The following is a 17,714-nucleotide window of genomic DNA, read 5'->3' as shown; positions in this document are numbered from 1 at the left end:
GTCCTGGGTCCGTGCCGGCCGGGGCCTAGGCGGCGTCTTCGGCCCGGATGACCGCCACGATGACGTACCGCTTGCCCCGGGTGTCGAAGTGTCCGCTGCTGGCCGTGACACTGTAGGGGGCGTAGCTGCCGTCCTCCTGCAGGCCGCGGATGATGACGGCGCCGCCGGAGCCGCCTTCGGAGCAGAGGCTGGCGAACGTTGTGAAGTCATCCGGGTGGATGCTGTGCGGCAGGTAGCTGTTCCGGGGCCGCTGCAGGCCGAACTCGTGCCACTTCGGAGAGGTCATGAAGACCTGCCAGGTCGAGGTGTCCACAGCGAACATGGCCTTGTTGCTTATCAGGTCAAAGGCGGCGCGGACGAGGGCGGCACTCTGGTTGTCCATTTCCTGCGGCAGGGCAGGGGTCAGATTGGTGACTTCGCGGGCGATGCTGCGCAGCCATTTCACTCCGCGCTCGGAATCCACCAGGACGCGCGAGACCGTCTCCAGTTGCTTGGATCCGGGGTTGTCGGTGCGGGTGCCCGTCAGGATCCGGAAAGCCACGGTGTGGCGCAGCCCGTCGGGATCGGCCAGGCCTTTGTCGATGACCACCTTCATGCGGGCCCGGTCCTCGGGGGCGATGAGGTAATTGACCCAGCCGTTCATGTCTCCGGTCGCGCTGCCCGCGCCGGAGCGCGGAACCTCGTACAGGGCGAACATATTGTCGTCCCAGACGGTGTCGATGTTGCCGCCGTCCATGACCTTCCACTCGATGCCGCCTACGACGGGCGGTTCGGGGATCGTTTCGCCCGCGGGGACGTAGATGGCAAGGACTGCAAGGACAATCTTGTTGATGGGGGAGAGGATGGCCTGGACGCGGACGGTCCACCGGGCACCGCGCGCCTCCACTTCCTCTTCGATGAAGGGGACCTCGGCGCAGACCTCCTTCATGCGCGGGATGAACAGCTCGCGGCCGATGACGTCGAGGTTTTTTCGCACGCTTGCCTCGGCGTAGTCGATGTCGCCGATGCTCAGGAGGCTGAACTGGTCGTCCAGGAGGGTGTCAATGAGGACCCAGCGGCCCTTGGTTTCCATCGTCTGATCCACGTATTACTTCCATCCTCATTGCTTGAGCGCGCGTAGTTACGCAAATCCTGATAAAAATAGACAGGCTGTTTCAAAACCCAAGAAACGACCGGTTTCGCACAGTGTAGCAAAACCCACATACAGCTATTTCGGACATGACAGACGTCACATCCGAAACGTGCAAACTAGATGTAACTGCATGTAATACTGGTTATGCAGCTAAAACGCCGGCGGATGCCTGTGCAGCTGAAATACTTCTTAGAAGGCCCACCTGGCGGATGCCCGAACGGCTGTTTTCCTTATATGCACTGCCCGCACGGAAGCGGGCTTACCAGGAGCACAGCCATCGCAAACGCATCAGCTTCAGCACCCCTCGAAACAGCCGACGGGGTCTACCTCGTCCAAGGGCCCGGATCCAACTGGGTCATCATCCGCGGCGACAAGGGATTCACCCTCATTGACGGAGGCTACCCCTCCGACCTGCCGCTCGTACTCGGGTCCATCAAGTCCCTGGGACTGACCCCCGGCAATGCACTGGCCATGCTGATTACGCATGCCCACACGGATCACACCGGATCCGCACAGTACTTCTCCGAGGAATTCGGTACGCCCATCCTCTCCAGCGCCGGCGAACACCTCTCGATGCTCGGCAGGGAGAAGTTCCAGGTCACCATCGGGTCGGCACTGCCGTATCTCTGGCGCCCCGCCGTATTCCGCTGGGCCCTTCATGCAGCCCGGTCCGGCGGCATGACGCCCAACGACATCCGGGAAGCGGAAGTCTGGGATGCCGACCGGATGCTGGAGCTGCCCGGATCGCCCGTCCCCGTGCTTACCCCGGGGCACACGCCCGGACACACGGCCTACCACCTGCCCGGCTCAGGAGTCCTCGTTTCAGGAGACGCCCTGGTTACCGGGCACGCCCTCGCACACCGGGACGGGCCCCAGATGCTCCACCCGATGTTCCACCATGACCTCCAGGCAGCCAGGTCCGCAGTCGATCTGCTGGCTCCGGCCGAGGCGTCAGTAATCCTTCCGGGCCACGGTCCTGCGTTCCACGGCAGCACCGCCGCATTCATTTCAGCCGCACAGCGCTGATCATTCATTCATTTTTTCGTTCAAACCCGGGGAATTAGAGCACAACGATGTCTATTCAGATCATGACCATAACCAGTGTCCAGTGCGATGGAACGGCCGAAATGCCCTGCCCGCATGAGTCAGTCAAAGTTTACGAATACCCGCAGATGATTTCCCTGCGCCTGGCCCGCAAGGAGGGGTGGGTTATCGAGGAAGTCGTTATGTGCCCGACCTGCGGCACCGGAGAAAGCGCCGCCGCCGAGCTCAAGCCCGCACCTGTGCGGCACATGAGGACCCGGATGATCCCGGAGCACGCGGCGCGGGCTGAGCAGCGTCCGTGCTCCGGGTCTCAGGCAGCGTCGCGGAGCATGGGCTCCTCTTCGGCATCCTGCAGCTGAGCAACCGTCCAGGCGTCATCTGCTGACAGCTCGGAAATCACCGGGCTTCCCTGGTCGTTGCACAGCACGGCGGTGCCGATGCTGCGGATGTCTGTTTCGTTCTCTGCAAGGTTGGTTTCCATGCCCCTTATGTGTGCGGAAGGGGTCCGGCAACTCCCCGGCCCTTAGCGGACAGCAGGGGAGGCGCCCCGGATGACACGGTAGGCCAGGTCAGGGTCGATGAGCCCGGCTTTGGGGCCCTCGGCCAGCCAGGCACCGATCTGCTCAAGTGCTTCTGACGGTGACGCCGCCGTAACCGGAACACCGCGCACCGGCTTCAGATCTGCACTGCCCTTCTCCGAGGGGTGGACAATAAGCCAGCCCCTGACGCTGCGCACATTGGAGCGGACGTCGGCCACATCACCGGCAATGCTCGTTTCGATATTCGGAATGACCTTCGCCCCGTCTACGGACAGGTCGCCCGTCAGGTCTTCATGGACCCAGTCAGGCAGAATCCGGGAGTCAACGACAGCCACCCTTGTCCCGTTGATAATGATCTGGGCTACCGCCCGGCCGCGCACCGGGGCGTTCTCCAGCACCCTTGTACCCGGGGTCTTGAGCAGCTCGCCCAGCACCCGGCGGGTCATGCGCCGCGCCTCGGCCTCCTCAGGTGACTCATCCGGCCGGTTGAAGGAAGTGATGCCCGGGGAACCCGGACCCTGTCCGGCCTCCCTGAGATTGATACGGCGGCGCAGCCAGGCGGCAACGGCAAGGCTGAGCACCAGTCCTGCAGCCACCGCGGCGGCCGAGGCGCCCAGATGCGCACGGTTCAGCGCCCAGAAAGTGAGTGCGCCTACGCCGGCGGCCGTCAGCGGCCCCCATCCGATGCCCGTACCCCCGCGGACCTGGCGGCTGCAGTGCCATGTTCCGGCGACCCAGCACACAGCGTAGGTCAGGACTCCGGATCCGCGGGGAAGGACACCTTCGGGGCCGGAAAGGATCAGTTCCTTCAGTCCCAGGAAGATCAGAAGGGCTGCCCACGCGGCGGAAAGGACCCCGATGGCCACCGGCAGGGGGTGCCGCCGCCGGCGCTGCACAGTGGTGTCGAAGATCTCACGCCAGGAACGCTCTGCCGGGGCAGGTGCCTGCTTTCGGGGAGCCGACGGAGGGCGGGTGTCCCTGGTCGGACCTTTCGCTCCGGCGGGACCGGCTCCTGCCCAGAAGTCCTCGAAGTCGGGACTTTCAGGCGGGGCTTCGCCGTGCGTATCGGGCCCGCTTCGCCGGTCAGCCCGCGGAGCAGGATCCGGTGCCGGGGGAGGAGTCGCAGGGTGGCCCAGCCCGTTGGCCCGGTCGTAGGCAGCGCGCTTGTCGGGGTCCGAGAGGGACTCCCATGCACTGGTGACCGAGAGGAAAAGAGGCTTCATGGCATCCCCGCCGACGTCGGGGTGGGTGCGTCGGGCCAGGGCCCGGTAGGCCTTTTTGATTTCGTCGTGGGTGGCGTCGGGCCGTACGCCCAGGACCTCGTAGCTGTTCACCCCTGCACGCCCCGGAAGGGCATGCGGACGCGGTCAAGGGACGAAGACAGCACGGACCGGCCTGCAGGCAGGGTCCGGAAAGGATCTGATGAGGTGCTCACCGGATCTATGTGTGCGGCTGAGGGCAGGAAAGTGCCCGCCGCCTCAGTAGGGGGACTGGATGTACGCGTAAATGAAGAAGAAGAGTGCCGTGACAGGTACTGCCAGCAGCGCGGCCAGGGATACGAAGAACAGTGCTTTCATAACCCTTATGTGTGCGGCAGGGGCGGACTCTCTAGACGAACTGGCCGTACGTTCCCGGGTGGATCCTGTTGCTTTCCAGCACGCGGGCCGCGCGGGCTTCGTCCCACGCCTCGCCGTTGACCATCTTGCCGGCGCGCGAGATCCATGCGACTGCGCTGACGGGGATGAACGGGTCTTCCATACCTGCGAAGAGACGCCGGCGGAACATTGCCCAGCGGATGGCTTCTTCAACGGTGGTCAGGAGTTCGGCCGCCCGGTCGCCTTCCAGCACCGGTGCGGTGGCCAGGTTGTCACGGAACCAGTCCAGTGTCCGGCGCCATCCGCCGGCGGCTACGGCAATGAGTTCGGCTGAGCGTGCCGATAAGGGCATGTCAACGGCTGCCAGGCCGAGGTCGGAGCGCCGGTCCGGGACGGAGGGCGGAACGATGTCGGTGGCATCCACCCAGGTGCCGAACGGTGAGCCGTCGGGAAGCAGGGCGCGGTCGCCGTCCACTTCAAGGTTGCGCCACGGATCCTCGGGGTCGAGGGAACGGACCAGGTCGGAAACGAGCCCGGAAGCCCATGCCGAAAGCCACAGAGGGTCGCTGGCGGCGATGCCGGCAAAATGCTCGTCGATCTCCTGCCGTACGGCGGTGGCGATCAAGGGCTCGCACTGGGCGACAACCCAACGGCTGACCCAGTCGATGTCCTTCTGATCCATCAAAAAACTCCTCGGTATGGCAAAGAAATTGCTCGTGGCTGTAAGCCGGAACTGTTTAAGTTTACGGCAGGGAGTATCGCCGAACCGGCCGTCAGGCAGCGGGACGCATAGAAGGTAGATGTGAACATAACTGATCCTTCAGCATCAAACCAGCCCATCATCGGCCTGATTGAGCTGCCCGCCCTTGCCGAGACCCTCACCCGGTGCGGGGTAAGGGTCGTGACAGGTCCTGACTTCCGGAGCGCTGCAACAGCGATCCGCGCCGAACTAACAACCTCCGGAGCTTTCCCGATGGTCGTGGCGGACATTCCCGCTCCGGGCCTGCGGGCATGGATTGACCGTGTCCAGCAGACTGCCAAGCAGCAGGGTGCCCCGATTTCCGCTTCAGTATTGCGCAATGCTGACAATCCGGTAATCGTCTCGCCCAATGTTACGGAACTCATTGAGCCCTTTACCGTGAACCAGCTTCTTGGTTCCCTGAATCTTCCGGCTATTGATTCTCCTGCAGGCAATACCGTCTTCCCCGAATCCTTCGGATCCCAGGCGCCCGGGCTTGCCATGCCGGAATTCGACGACCTCTTTGAAGAAGAAGAGGACGAATTCCCTGAACCCATTGTTACACCAAAAACTGTTACCGAAACCCCGAATGACGATTGGGATGTGCCGGAAAAGGAAATTCCTTCACATTCGGCGGTGAACATTGAACCTGCCGCACCAATGTCGGATGAGTGGGACACCATTGCTGCACCGGCGATGGCACCGCTGCCCGCCCCGATCGACATCCTGGACGACTGGGACACACCGGCACCCCTTCCTGCGGCGTCACCGGCCCCGGCCCCGGCCCCGGCCCCTGTCGTTGACGACTGGGACACCCCTGCCCCCGCACCTGCTGCACAGCCGCTCTCCCGCCGCGAGGCCCGCGCGCTTGCTGCTGCACCTGCCGCCGAAGACTGGGACACCCCTGCCCCGGCACCTGCTGCACCCGTCCAGCCCGTCTACCGTGCCCGGCCGGAACCTGTCCGTCCCGAGCCGGTTCATTACCAGGCACCGGCGCCCGCCCCCGTGGCCTACGAGGCACCGGTCCGCTACGAAGCTCCTGCTCCGGCAGCCCCGGCCCTTTACGGCGCATGGGAGGAACAGGAACTCTCTCCCCTGGAAACGGCACCGGTACCTCCCGTGCGTTCCGGAGCGCTGGCAGTCCCGGCCCGCAGTGAAGTCAGCGATGCGTGGACGGCTGAACGCCGTCCGCTGCGCGATATGTACGACGTCGAGGACGCCTCTGCGATCTTCGACAACTTCGAAGCCTCCAAGCTGGCCGGCACAGGCCGCTCCGCTGCAGGGCTCGGTTCATTCATCATCAACTTCTCCGGCAAGGGCGGTGTCGGCAAATCCACCTCGTCGCTGCAGATGGCCCACGTTGCCGCCGCGGCCGGCCTGCGCGTCATCCTCATCGACGGCAACTCCGGCCAGGGCGACCTGCGCACTTACCTGCGCCTGAACCGCACCTCGCTGCCGACCATCTACGATGCCGCGATCCGCAACATCCGCTCAGCGGTGCTTACCCCCGACGTCATCAACCAGAACCGTGAAGACATCCTCGGGCACGTGAACTTCGCCTTCATCGCCGCACCGCCGGACGACATCAACGACCCGTCCGTGGTGACCAACCAGCTGTACCTGGACGTCATTGCCTTCGCCCGCCGCAACGCGGACCTGGTCATCCTGGACACCCAGATCATCGAAACCAACGACCGTACCGGAGTCGTCAGCCAGATCCTGCTTCCGGCGCTGGTCCACGACGCGTGGGGCATGGGCGTGACCGACATGTCCAACACCGGCGTGAACAACCTCAACGGCCGCCTGCGCACCTTCATCAAGAACGGTGTCCCCCAGGACCGCCTGATGATCATGGTCAACAAGGTCGACCCGGAGCAGGAACCGGTTGCCGCGACGATGCCCAAATACTTCAGCGGCGTCGGCAACTACCTCGGCACCATCGCCACCGACCTCGATGTCCAGCAGGACATGAACGCAGGCCGGATCAACATCGGCAGCCAGGATCTGCGCACCCTCATGAGCAGGGCCCTGCTGCGGGTAACCGGCAACGAGGCGTTCCGCGCCGACGCCGAGTTCAAGCCCGAAGCAGAAGTGCAGCGCGGCTTCTTCGCCAAGGTGTTCGGCAAGAAGTAGCGGTAACCGGCAGCAGCATCAGTTAGCCGTCATCGGCAGTAGAAGCAGTAGCACCCCCACGTACCAATGAACCACCAGACAGGAAACTGATGGGCCTGAGTGCCGAAATCATCGAAGTTGAGGAAGCCTGCGACAGGCATCCCAACCTCGACATCCTGTGTGACCGCCTTCAGGCAGTCATGCACGGGCGGGCAGCCGAGGAGCTGCTCGCCCACCGTGAATCCATTCCCGACCGCGCCGGCGTTGCTGCCCTTCCGGCATGGACGTGGCTGCGCCCCCTCATCAACGTCGGCCGCAAAGACAAGGCCTTCGGCACCGGTGAATCACTGCTGATGCCGATCCGCAACGACTGGGATACGCCCATGGTCGTCCTGGTCACCGAGTCCGGACTTCCGGTCACCTACCGCTCCCGCGGCATGGGACACACGATGGCCGGCCAGTCCAGGGTCGTCTGCCGTGCCGGTGGGAGCCCTGTGGCCATGGTCAAGGACGTTCCCTCGCTCTCCGCCATGGTCTTCGTCGGCACAGCGCCCCGGGCCCAGGTCATCAGGTCCCTGGAAGCCATTGCGTCTGCCGGCAAGGAAGCACTGTGGGAAGTACTCCAGAGCCTGGAGCCGAAACTGCGCAAGGAGCTGTACAAGGCCCACGCCTATGTCAGCCACGAGATCGCCGAAACCTCCGGAGCCTTCCAGCCGATGCTCGATGAGATCAGCATCGACGAAATCCAGGACTTCATGATGTTCGGGGACGATAAGAAGCCCGGCTCGGTCTTCCGGCTCATTGAGCTGTGCCTGGCGCCCGAATGCTTCCTGCGGGTCGATCCGCTCAAGTACATGTCCAAGCACCTGCGCCGTGACGCCGAAACCCAGATCCGCCGCAAGATCGGCGATCCGCACATCGGGCCGAAGATCAGGGAGATCGCAAGGAACCTGCCCGACGGGAACCGGGACCTGGCCAGGATCGTGTCCGAGTACCGGAAGGTCTACCCCAAGGACCGGCTCTCCATCAACCGGGCAGAGGCGGCCATGACGGTCAGCCCCGACGCCATGGCCCGTGCAACGGTTTTGATGCCCGAGACCATGGACTTCAGCAGGGGCCGGGGCCAGTGACCGGGGCCGCGGTGGATACCCAGGCCGGGCTCAATGCCGCCGCCCGGGCAGCAGCACGCTGCCGGGCGGGGTGGCTGGCGAGGGTGAAGATCACTGATCCGGAGAGCGGGAAAATCGTCCCTGAGCTCTTCGAGGCGGAGATGGCCAAGGTCCTGCAGGGCCAGGTCCTGCCGGTCATGCCCGCACAGCCGGAACCGGCCACGGTGGCAGATGTCCTCAGGGCTGCAGGCACCAAGGAATACCGCCCTTTGCTTCGTATCCGGCTCGGAATGCTCCTGCGTTATCAGCCCGGCTGGGGAAAAGGAAAGGCAGAGGCCGTGGTAGATCACGTTTTGTCGGTTACAGGGGCTAAACTTGACCGTCGTCTCGTAAATGTCGGCTGGCTGCTGGATCCCCGCGCCGGCGGACGCCGTTATACGGCCTGGCTTGATGCACTCGAGCCAAAGAAAGACCCGCCATGGAGCGGATTCCCCCACACTAGGAGCTGCAGCGTTGACTGAAAACACACGGGACGTTATCCGTGGCATCGCTGCTGCCGACAAAAGGGCACAGCCCGGTCTGATAAATACATTCATTTCCGAACGCTGGGGCCTTTTCAAACAGATCGCCTGGTCCCTGTGCCGTAATTTCGGTGTTTCCGTTGACGTGCACGGCGACGACTTCACCTCCATGGTTGCCGAGGAAGCCTACAAGATGCTCATGGAGCACCTTGAAGACGACGACGAGCTGCAGCGTGTCGAAGTCTGGGAGGCAATGCTCAAGCTGCGCTCCCGCCAGGTCGTACGCAACTACCTTGACCGGGAAATGGCGCCGGCAGCCGAGATGACCTCGGCCCTTCGCCGGGTGCGGCTGCTGAACCAGACCCGTGACTCGATGCGGATGGAAATGCGCAGGGAGCCCTCCGACCGCGAAGTCGTGGAAAGCCACAACGACAAGATGCGCCGGACCCGGTCCAATGCCGTGAAGCAGGGTGTCATCGCCACAGTCGAGGATCTGCGGACCTACCGTGCCTGCGCGGACGTCGACGACCACGACCGTGCCGAGCCGATCGACACCGAGTTCGTCCTGCATCCGGTGGAGGGGCCGCGCTTCATCAAGATGCTCGTCCAGCGCACGATGGAGCACAACAAGCGCCTGGGCACCGCCGCGGAACTGTGGCTGGGCGGCCTGTACGGCACCGAATACCCGCCCCGCATCTCCAGCGTCGAGGAGATCGCCGACGCCATGGGCGTCTCCCGCTCCACGGCCCGTTCGTACATCCGCAAGATCAAGGAGTACGCGGTCACCGTCGCCCAGGAGGAGTTCGACATCAGCGGTTCCGACGTCTAGGCACGGGCAGTAACGGAAGGGGGTCAGGGCGGAGGTCCGGCCCCCTTTTCCGTGCCGCAGACGCCGACTCTGCCGACTGAACCGACCCGCAGGGGCAGCCGAGTGCACTTCGGGCCGATAGTTGTCACCCGTCAGGTCCCGGGGCGCATAGAAACATATATGGAACAGAACACAGAGCCCGGCCTGACGACCTCCGAATCGGCATCGGACGCCGGCGCCCAGACTCCCGCAGCAACCCGGCAGGCCCCGTCACTGAACGGCGTCAGCTTCAGCCTCCCCGACCTCCCGTCCTGGACGGCAGAGGATTACCACTCCCACATTGCCGGCTCCGGAGCCGAGAAGCTTGCCGATTCGGGTGTCGCCCCGCTGGTCGCAGCAGCCCGCGGCTACAAGCGCATCGACCACACCAACTTCGCCGAAGAACTCAAGACCATGGGCGTGAAGGCGACCACCGACCAGGGCCGGCGCTGGAAGGCCAGTCTGGCCAAACCGGGCAAGGACGCCATGCAGATGCCGTGGTACTCCGTGGCCAGCCTGCAGATCGCTGAACGGCGCCAGGAAGAGCTCATTCCGCTCACCTACCAGCTGCGCCCGGAATTCCCGTCCTTCAACAAGTCCGGCAAGCCGATGAAGTACGAATTCGTCAAGGATGCCGTCACCCCTCTGGACCTGCACCCGGCCACCCCCGTGGCCTGGATCGACACCACCCCGGTCGTCATGTTTGCCGAAGGCATGCTCAAGGGTGACGCCGCCCTGTCCGCCTACCTGCACGCCAACGGTGCGAGCTGGGATGAGCTGAAGTCCGCAGGTGTTGCCGACCCCGTCGCCGCGCTGCGGACCCTGATGGACCGGATTCCCGAAGAGGACCGGATCCTCATCATCTCCATTGCCGGCATCCACAACGCCCACCAGCACCCGATGGACTGGCGCGAAATCGCCCTCAAGGGCCGCATCGGCTGGATCGCCTTCGACGCCGACCTGTCGGTGAACCCCCACGTCCACGCAGCTGCGCAGAAGCTGTTCCTGCAGCTGGACGAGAAGTCCAAGATGTCCGAGATCCTGTTCCTGAACCCGGAAATCAACTCCGGCGACGACGGTGAAATGGCCAAGGCCGGCGTGGACGACTACCTCGCCAAGGTCGGTACCTGGGACCAGCTCGTGGCCCAGCTGACCCCGAACATGCCCGCTGCCCCGCCGCGCAGCGAAGAGGAGCGCCCGGGCAACTGGCGCGTATCCAAGAACGGACTGTCCGTTGAAGAGTGCGTAGCCGTCAATGACGGCCCCGGCGGTTCCGTCGGCCGCTACGAATGGCGCACCGTCGTCGATCTGGGCGGACGCATCCTGAGCCGGGAGTCCGTACGCCAGCCCACCGACCAGGAACTGCGCACCGGGCTGTTCAACCCGAATGTTCAGCTCACCGACGTCGAGGACTCCCAGGTTGAGGTCGAGGTCGCCTGGTCAGGTCCGGGCGGAAGCGAGCAGAAGGCCATCGTCACCGGCCCGGAGCACATCCTCAGCTACATGCCGGCCGACTGGCACCGCCAGGGTGCGGTCATCCCGTGGGACCTGCAGCGCCACCCGTACTGGCCGCCGCGCGCCCAGAAGGGCGAAGCGTGGATCACGGCAGTGAAGGCGCACCGCTCCGAGGAAACCGTCCTGAAGACCAAGTGGATGCAGATGGGCTGGGTTCCCGTTGAAGGCGGAGACCCCGTGTACCTCATCGGCGACCAGGTCATCGGCGACGCCGACCTGAACGGCACCGCTGTCTGCGGCGTCGACGACCGCAAGGTTCCGGTGGCCCAGCACTACGGCGTCGGCGACCTCGTGGACGGGGACTACGACGACGAAGCGTACCGGGAAATGGTCCGCAGGGACTTCCAGGCCGTCGTGGATGCCTACGTGACCAACAAGGCATGGACCGAGGACTCCACCGCTGCGCTCGTGCTGGCCGTGGCCCTTCGCCCGACGATTCCCCTGCGCCCGCGCACCTCCATCTACCTGTGGGGTCCGAAGGGCAAGGGCAAGTCCTGGACCGCCCAGTGCATGATGTACTTCTGGGCCCGGACGAAGTCGGACTGGCAGGACAAGCTGCCCGGCCAGGCCAAGGACACCGCGGCCGCCATCGAGAACGCCCTTGCGTACACCCCGATCTGGGTTATCGACGACATGGCACCGTCCTCGGTGAAGCGCCAGGCCGAGCAGGAGGACGCCAAGCTCTCCGATATGACCCGCGCGATCTTCAACAACGCCGGCAAGGGCCGCATGAACGCGGATATGACGGCCAAGCGCACCAACAAGCCCATGACCCAGCTGATCATGACGGCCGAGAATGAGCTGACGACTCCTTCGGCCAAGGAGCGCCTCATCCCGGTGTTCATCGGCCCGGGCAAGCTGAACCCGTCCAAGGCCCCGACCAGCCATATCAACAAGATGGCCCGCAACGACGGTGTGCAGGCGCGCTTCACCTCCCACGTGCTGCGCTACATCCGCCGCTCTGCCATCGGTACGCTCGGCGGCTGGGAAAACTACATGACGAGCCTTGAAGAGAAGCGTCTTCAGGTCCAGTCCACGGCAAGCACCATCATGGAGAAGCTCGGCGCCGCCTCCGGTTCTCTGGAGCGCACCACGTCCCTGGCCGCCGACGTCCTGCTGACCTTCGAGATCCTGAAGCAGCTGGCACAGGAACTGGACATGGGCACCGACTTCATCCGCCTGTTCTCCGTCAACCGCCTCGGCGGGGAGATCATCCAGCTCGTGAACAAGGCCCACACGGAGAACCAGCAGGCTGCGCCGGGCATCTCCCTGGTGCGCGCACTGTCTGCCCTCCTGGCATCCGGCGCAGCCCACGTCATCTCCGGTGACGACCCCAACCGGCCGCCGATCGAAGGAACTGACAGGGGAGAATCCCTGGCCAACCACGGTCTCGGATGGATGGGCGGATCCAGCGACGGAACGCCCCGCCCGGGAGGCATGTCGATCGGTACGGTCATCACGGCGAATGACAGCGACGGAGTTCCGCGCAAGGTAATCCTCTTCGATGTCCACACCGCCTTCTCCAAGGCCCAGGCTGCTTACCCGGTACTGATTCCCTACGGCCAGGGAACCGGCTCGGCGTGGGCATCCGTGTGGGATGAAGAGCTGGCTCCCAGCTACATTCCCCGGTCCAGGAACTCCTCCGGCACCCTGCTGTCAACGGTCCGCAGGCCCGTGGGAGACCGCCGTATCTCCGGTGTGCCCATCGAGGTGGACGTGATCCTGCAGGGCGGAAAGCGCATTGACGAGTCCCAGGAGATCTCGGAAATCGAATAACCGCTGCCTGCCGGCACAACCCCGGAAAGGCCCTGTCCATGCGGACGGGGCCTTTCCCGTATCCGCAGGGGGGGGTAGGAGAGCACCGTTTCGTTGCGCCCTCAGTGCCGCGGTGGCGCGTTTTGGGGTGAAAACGGCCCGAAACAGCCCCCTGAAGGGGTCCTGCCAACCGTCCGGCGACCGAAAACAACCGATAAACCGACCCATAACGAGGTGCCGGTACCCCGTTTTGCCGCGTGATTCCGGGGTTTTTGGAAATTCTGCCGACTAAACCAACCTTGCCGACAGGAGGGGGAGGCCTCCATAAGAGAGAAAGGGTTATATAGGAATCTGCTGCGAAGGAACATACATAGGGCCCCCTTATATATATATCTCTCTTAATAGGTTGGTTAAGTTGGTTCTATATAGGGGCCCCCTCTTTTGCCCCTAGATTCCGCGGATTTTTTCACCGACTCTTTGGTCGGCACCCGGTTGGTTCCGGTTGGCGGACCGGTCGGCACAAAAAGTTGTCACCCATCAGCGATCTTGGCGCATAGAAACTATATGACCACTATTACGCTGAAGCCGCCTTTGCTCCGCGACAAGGTCGCCTGGGACGGCAAGAAACTTGTCGTCACCGATGACAGCCTCATCGACAGCCAGCTGCGCCGTAAGGCCCTGTCTGCCTCCACGTCCAAGTCGATGCAGTCCTGCGCTGCACGCTGGGTGGGCGAACGCCTGCTGCGCAGCGACGATGAGGACCCCTTCGCGCCCGCACCCCTGGGCACCAGCGCCCACGCCGTCCTGGAGGACCTTTACGCCCTTCCCGGACACCAGCGGACCATGCGGGAGGCCGAGAAGATCACCGTCCGGTACGCCGACAAGATGTGGGCGGACGACCCCGGAGCTTCGGATGCTCTCCGCGCCGCAGTGAAGATCGCCCGCTCCCGCTGGATCGGCGAGGTCATGACCGCCTACGAGGGCATCTTCGTCATCGAGGATCCCAAGTCGATCATCGTCAAGGGCCGCGAGCACAAGATCGACGGCGTCGTCATCCGCGACGTCCCGACCGTCGGCTTCATCGACCGCATTTCCGAAGGCACGGTCGACGGCGTCACCGGACTGATCCCCGAGGACTACAAGACCGGCAAGGTGCTGAACACCTACTTCGGCGACGACCACGGGGACCAGGTACGGATCTACGGCGAGTCCGTCCGGATCGAGTTCGGTGAAATGCCGGTGGCCGGCAAGGTGCTCTACACCAAGTTCGGCAAGTCCCGCGACATCGACCTGTCCAAGCGGGCGATGGATAAGACGCTGAAGGTCTTCCAGCTCTCCTGGAAGCGCCACAACAACTACATGAAGTCCCAGGCCTTCCCCACGAAGGTCTCCGCGCTGTGCGGCTGGTGCCCTCTGGTGAACTCCTGCCCGGTGGCCAAGGCCGAAGGCAAGAAGGTGTCGGAGAAGGTCGCGGACCAGATTCCCTCGGCCACCGACCTGGGCATCCCCACCCTGCGCCCGGGGCTCGTTGTTCCGGCGCCGGCAGCGGTGGCGGACCGCCTTGACGACGACTCCAGCGACACGGTCACGTTCTTCCCTCCGGATGAAGACGACCACCCGGAAGAGGCAGCGGCACTGGGGAGAGCGGCTGAGTCTGCCGCACACATAGGGATTAGCGGGCAGAACCCGGACGAACTCTCGGAAGAGGAACACATGGCAATTATTGAAGGCAAGCCCTGGGACACCTACACCAAGAACGGTGAGCTGAACCCGATCTCCTACACCGCGATCGGTGTCTTCGGCATCGCCGAAATGGCTCTGGAAGAACTGCACAAGGCAGGCCAGCCCGTCACCGGCAAGAACGTCAAGGCGCTGGCTGCAACGTTCCGCCACGTCATTGTCACCGCACAGGACGAATGGACCGGTTCGACGTCCATGGCCGACGCCGCAAACACCCGCCTGCGCGGTGCCCTGCGCTCGGTGCTCGCCACGATGCCCATGCCTTTCGGCCAGCCGAAGGAAGCCTGGGATGAATGGGTGTCCAAGGCCGTCAAGCGCTGCTCTTCCATCGTTGCCGTCGCGCACTACGTCTTCGAAGGCGTTGAGGATGCCGAGCCGTGGGGCAACCTGTCCACCGGCCCGACGCTGAGCGTCGTCCCCGAGCCGGCCGCTGAAGCAGCTGAGCCCGAAGCCGAAAAGGCCGCCGAGGAAGAGCCTGCTCCCGTGGCACGCAAGGCCCGGCCCGCCCGCCGCGTCGTGAAGCCGGTCCCGGCACCTGCCGAGGACGAAACCGAGGCGGACGAGTTCGAAGAGGACCCGAAGCCCGAACCCAAGGCTAAGCCGAAGCCCGTAACGATCACCGTCGACGACCTGGAGTTCCCGGCCGACGACGACGAGGACGAATTCGCCTACGGCGCGTAGCCAACCGCTTTCCACCCACCCCCAGCGTCACCCCAACGAAAGAAGAATCATGGCTCTTGAAACCAAAGACCGCAACGAAATCATCCTCGCCGCGGTCAACATGACCGGCCCCGTCGGGGAAGACCTCGTGGACTGGAACACCCGTCTGCGCGCCAACACCAAGAAGCTCACCATCCTGCTGGGTGAGAACTCCAACCTGGCCAAGACGATCGAAATGGTCCAGGGCTGCAAGGTCTTCTCCGGCACCGTCCTGCACGTTGCCAAGGAAGCCTCCTCCAAGCGCGGCTTCGTCGGCCTGAAAACCACCCCCTCGAAGTTCAACGAGGACGGCGTGGAATCGGTCCGCACCGAAATCACCGAGAACAACCCGGAGGCACTGGAGTTCTGCCGCCAGATCCGCAGCCTGGAAGGCCACCGCGTACTCGTGTGGGTGGAAATGCAGACCAATGAGGATGCCACCCGCAAATTCCGCATCCTGCAGCACATCGAAGACCTGGGCATTGACCCGGACTACGACGCTGCGGAAGGCAAGGCCCTGACCAAGGCCAAGATGCGCAAGTAGCATTACCCCTCGAAACCCCCTTCGGCCCCGTTCGGCCGGAGGGGGTTTTCTGCGTTCTGCAGCCGTCACCGAAGTGTCTACGCATGTCCTTGGGCAGATCTGATCTACAAGGAGATGCACTCATGAGCGAAAACACCTACAACGGCGGATACGGCTTCACCCCGGCGCCGCTGGACGAACTTCCCGAGCTGGACGAGAGCTACGACGGCACCGCTGCCGAAGAAGCCGAAACCGACATCGACGACCTGGACAACGAGCCCGGTGACACTGCCGAAAGCGGTGCCGGCCGCGCCCGCGCCGCGAAGCCCGCCTCCTCAAAGGCGTCCTTCCGCCGTGTGGCCGCCAAGGCCCTGGAAGTCAACGAGGCATCCGAAACCACCCGCGCCATCGCCGCGGTGCTGGCCGGATCCACCGACGACGTCGCGGACCTGACCGCAGCCATCATGACCGCCCCGCGCAGTGCCGCTGCCGCCCTCGCGGACCTGGACGAAGTCGTGGACGCACTGGCCACCCGCCCGTGGGAAGCCGGCGTCATTGCCGCCTCCATGGACCGCAGCCGCCTGAAGGCCGTATGGGGCCTGCTGCACGCACTCGAAGCCGTGGATACCGCAACACCTCCGGCACGCGCAGACAAGGCCGGCCTGGGCGTCGTACGGGCAGCAAACGATCTGGGCGAAGAGCAGAAGGCAGAGCTCATCACGGCAGCCGAACTGCTCAAGCGCTCCTAGTACCCCCGACCAGAAGGCAGACCATGGCCCGCAAGACGAATAAAAACGCGCCCCAGGACAATTTCTGGATGCAGGGCGTCGAGGAACTTCCCCGCGCCGACATCGAGTTCATCGACAAGTCCAGCAAGCGGATGAAGTTCAACCGGCTGTTCATCTACACGACCATCGGCCTGATGCCCGTATCGCTGCTTGCCAACATTGCCATGCTGCCCAAAATCATGGAGGAGGAACCGCCGCCGCCCGCCGTGGCTCAGACGGTCAGTTCTCCGACGAAGGCTGTTGCCATGACAGCGGTGGAGGAATGGCTCGCCGCCGATCCTTCACCGCTGCCCGGCGGCCGGCTCCTGTCATGGGACGGCGCCGAAGTGCAGGCCGAGCCCTCCATCACCACCAACCCGGACACCGGTCAGTCCACCGAAGTCCAGGGCCTGCAGCTGCACACGATGACCATCGTCACCACCGCCGGCGCCCTCTACACCACGCAGGTCCAGGTCGCCTACAACGAGGTCCGCGGTGCCCAGGTCATGGGCCAGCCGACGCTGATCCCGCGCGCACCGGATGAGACCTCCGCCTGGCCGAACCTGAACTCCTGGCCGAACCTGGAGCCGGCCACCAAATCCGATGAACTCACCCAGGCCGTGGAGGCGTGGGTTGAAGCCTTCACCTCCGGGGACCCCAACGTCCTTCGCCTGGCAGTGGGCGACACCGCAGCCAACCGCTCCTACGTCCCGCTGGTTCACGCAAAGGCCAGCGACGTGCAGATCAACATGGTCGCCTCGGAACCGATGGACGCCAACGCGGACGACGGCGAACGCCCGAAGACCGTCGTCGCCCAGATCGAATTCAGCATCAAGTGGGACTCCCAGGCCGTCTCGCGCGGCCAGCAGCTCTCCACCGTCACCTACGACGTGCTGATCCACAACGCCGATACGGCCGCTCCTCAGGTTGTGGCCTGGGGCGGAGTCGGCACCGGCGAAGACCTGAAGCCCTACATGAACGCCGTCGAGGGCCGCAAGATCACCTCCGCAGCAATCGAAACGGGCGAAGAGGCTGCCGAACCGGCTGAAGAAACGAAGAAAGAGTCAGGTAAGTAGT

General features: G+C 64.2%; 14 protein-coding genes. 10 read left to right on the top strand and 4 right to left on the bottom strand.

Translation table 11 applies throughout. The features are described 5' to 3' along the window. Window positions 1–25 precede the first annotated feature (25 nt). A complete protein-coding gene (locus N2K99_RS18325) occupies window positions 26–1,084 on the bottom strand; it encodes a hypothetical protein (RefSeq protein ID WP_227934665.1) in 1,059 nt (352 codons plus the stop codon). 282 nt (window positions 1,085–1,366) lie between these two features. Between N2K99_RS18325 and N2K99_RS18320 the strand changes: the two genes are divergently transcribed. Further along, entirely contained in the window at window positions 1,367–2,158 is a 792-nt protein-coding gene (locus N2K99_RS18320; protein WP_227934664.1) for an MBL fold metallo-hydrolase, read from the top strand. Window positions 2,159–2,486: 328 nt separating this feature from the next. Here the strand turns inward: N2K99_RS18320 and N2K99_RS18315 are convergent, their stop codons facing one another. From N2K99_RS18315 to N2K99_RS18305, 3 genes are all read right to left on the bottom strand, one after another. After that, on the bottom strand, window positions 2,487–2,657 hold the full coding sequence (locus tag N2K99_RS18315; RefSeq protein ID WP_227934663.1) for a hypothetical protein: 171 nt from the start codon (window positions 2,655–2,657) through the stop codon (window positions 2,487–2,489). A gap of 42 nt (window positions 2,658–2,699) precedes the next feature. After that, complete coding sequence (locus tag N2K99_RS18310; RefSeq protein ID WP_227934662.1) at window positions 2,700–4,049, bottom strand: J domain-containing protein; 1,350 nt, start codon at window positions 4,047–4,049, stop codon at window positions 2,700–2,702. A 274-nt stretch (window positions 4,050–4,323) separates the two neighbouring features. Next, a complete protein-coding gene (locus N2K99_RS18305) occupies window positions 4,324–4,992 on the bottom strand; it encodes a hypothetical protein (RefSeq protein WP_227934661.1) in 669 nt (222 codons plus the stop codon). Between the two features lie 120 nt (window positions 4,993–5,112). Here N2K99_RS18305 and N2K99_RS19110 point away from each other — a divergent pair, with 120 nt between their 5' ends. From N2K99_RS19110 to N2K99_RS18260, 9 genes are all read left to right on the top strand, one after another. Further along, window positions 5,113–7,182, top strand: coding sequence for an AAA family ATPase (locus N2K99_RS19110; RefSeq protein WP_308036474.1), 2,070 nt, complete (start codon window positions 5,113–5,115; stop codon window positions 7,180–7,182). 89 nt (window positions 7,183–7,271) lie between these two features. Further along, the gene (locus tag N2K99_RS18295) at window positions 7,272–8,291 is read left to right on the top strand and encodes a hypothetical protein (RefSeq protein ID WP_227934660.1); all 1,020 of its coding nucleotides are present in this window, start codon (window positions 7,272–7,274) and stop codon (window positions 8,289–8,291) included. Further along, window positions 8,288–8,791, top strand: coding sequence for a hypothetical protein (locus tag N2K99_RS18290; RefSeq protein ID WP_227934659.1), 504 nt, complete (start codon window positions 8,288–8,290; stop codon window positions 8,789–8,791). The genes N2K99_RS18295 and N2K99_RS18290 overlap by 4 nt, the downstream gene beginning before the upstream one ends. Further along, a complete protein-coding gene (locus N2K99_RS18285; protein WP_227934658.1) occupies window positions 8,784–9,620 on the top strand; it encodes an HTH domain-containing protein in 837 nt (278 codons plus the stop codon). The genes N2K99_RS18290 and N2K99_RS18285 overlap by 8 nt, the downstream gene beginning before the upstream one ends. Window positions 9,621–9,779: 159 nt before the next feature. Continuing rightward, window positions 9,780–12,929 carry a hypothetical protein gene (locus N2K99_RS18280; protein WP_227934657.1) on the top strand — a complete coding sequence of 1,050 codons (3,150 nt, stop codon included), beginning with the start codon at window positions 9,780–9,782 and terminating at the stop codon, window positions 12,927–12,929. Between the two features lie 543 nt (window positions 12,930–13,472). After that, window positions 13,473–15,329 (top strand): PD-(D/E)XK nuclease family protein, encoded by a 1,857-nt coding sequence (locus tag N2K99_RS18275; protein WP_227934656.1) that lies wholly within the window; start codon window positions 13,473–13,475, stop codon window positions 15,327–15,329. A gap of 49 nt (window positions 15,330–15,378) precedes the next feature. After that, entirely contained in the window at window positions 15,379–15,891 is a 513-nt protein-coding gene (locus N2K99_RS18270) for a hypothetical protein (RefSeq protein WP_227934655.1), read from the top strand. Between the two features lie 122 nt (window positions 15,892–16,013). Further along, window positions 16,014–16,619 (top strand): hypothetical protein, encoded by a 606-nt coding sequence (locus N2K99_RS18265; RefSeq protein WP_227934654.1) that lies wholly within the window; start codon window positions 16,014–16,016, stop codon window positions 16,617–16,619. 23 nt (window positions 16,620–16,642) lie between these two features. After that, window positions 16,643–17,713, top strand: a complete 1,071-nt coding sequence (locus N2K99_RS18260) for a hypothetical protein (RefSeq protein ID WP_227934653.1) — start codon at window positions 16,643–16,645, stop codon at window positions 17,711–17,713. The last annotated feature ends 1 nt before the right edge of the window (window position 17,714 follow it).

Source organism: Arthrobacter sp. zg-Y1110 (genome assembly GCF_025244865.1).
In the GTDB taxonomy this organism is placed as follows: domain Bacteria; phylum Actinomycetota; class Actinomycetes; order Actinomycetales; family Micrococcaceae; genus Arthrobacter_B.
The sequence above is the reverse complement of the archived record's forward strand: the minus strand, read 5'-3'. Positions and strand labels throughout refer to the sequence as shown.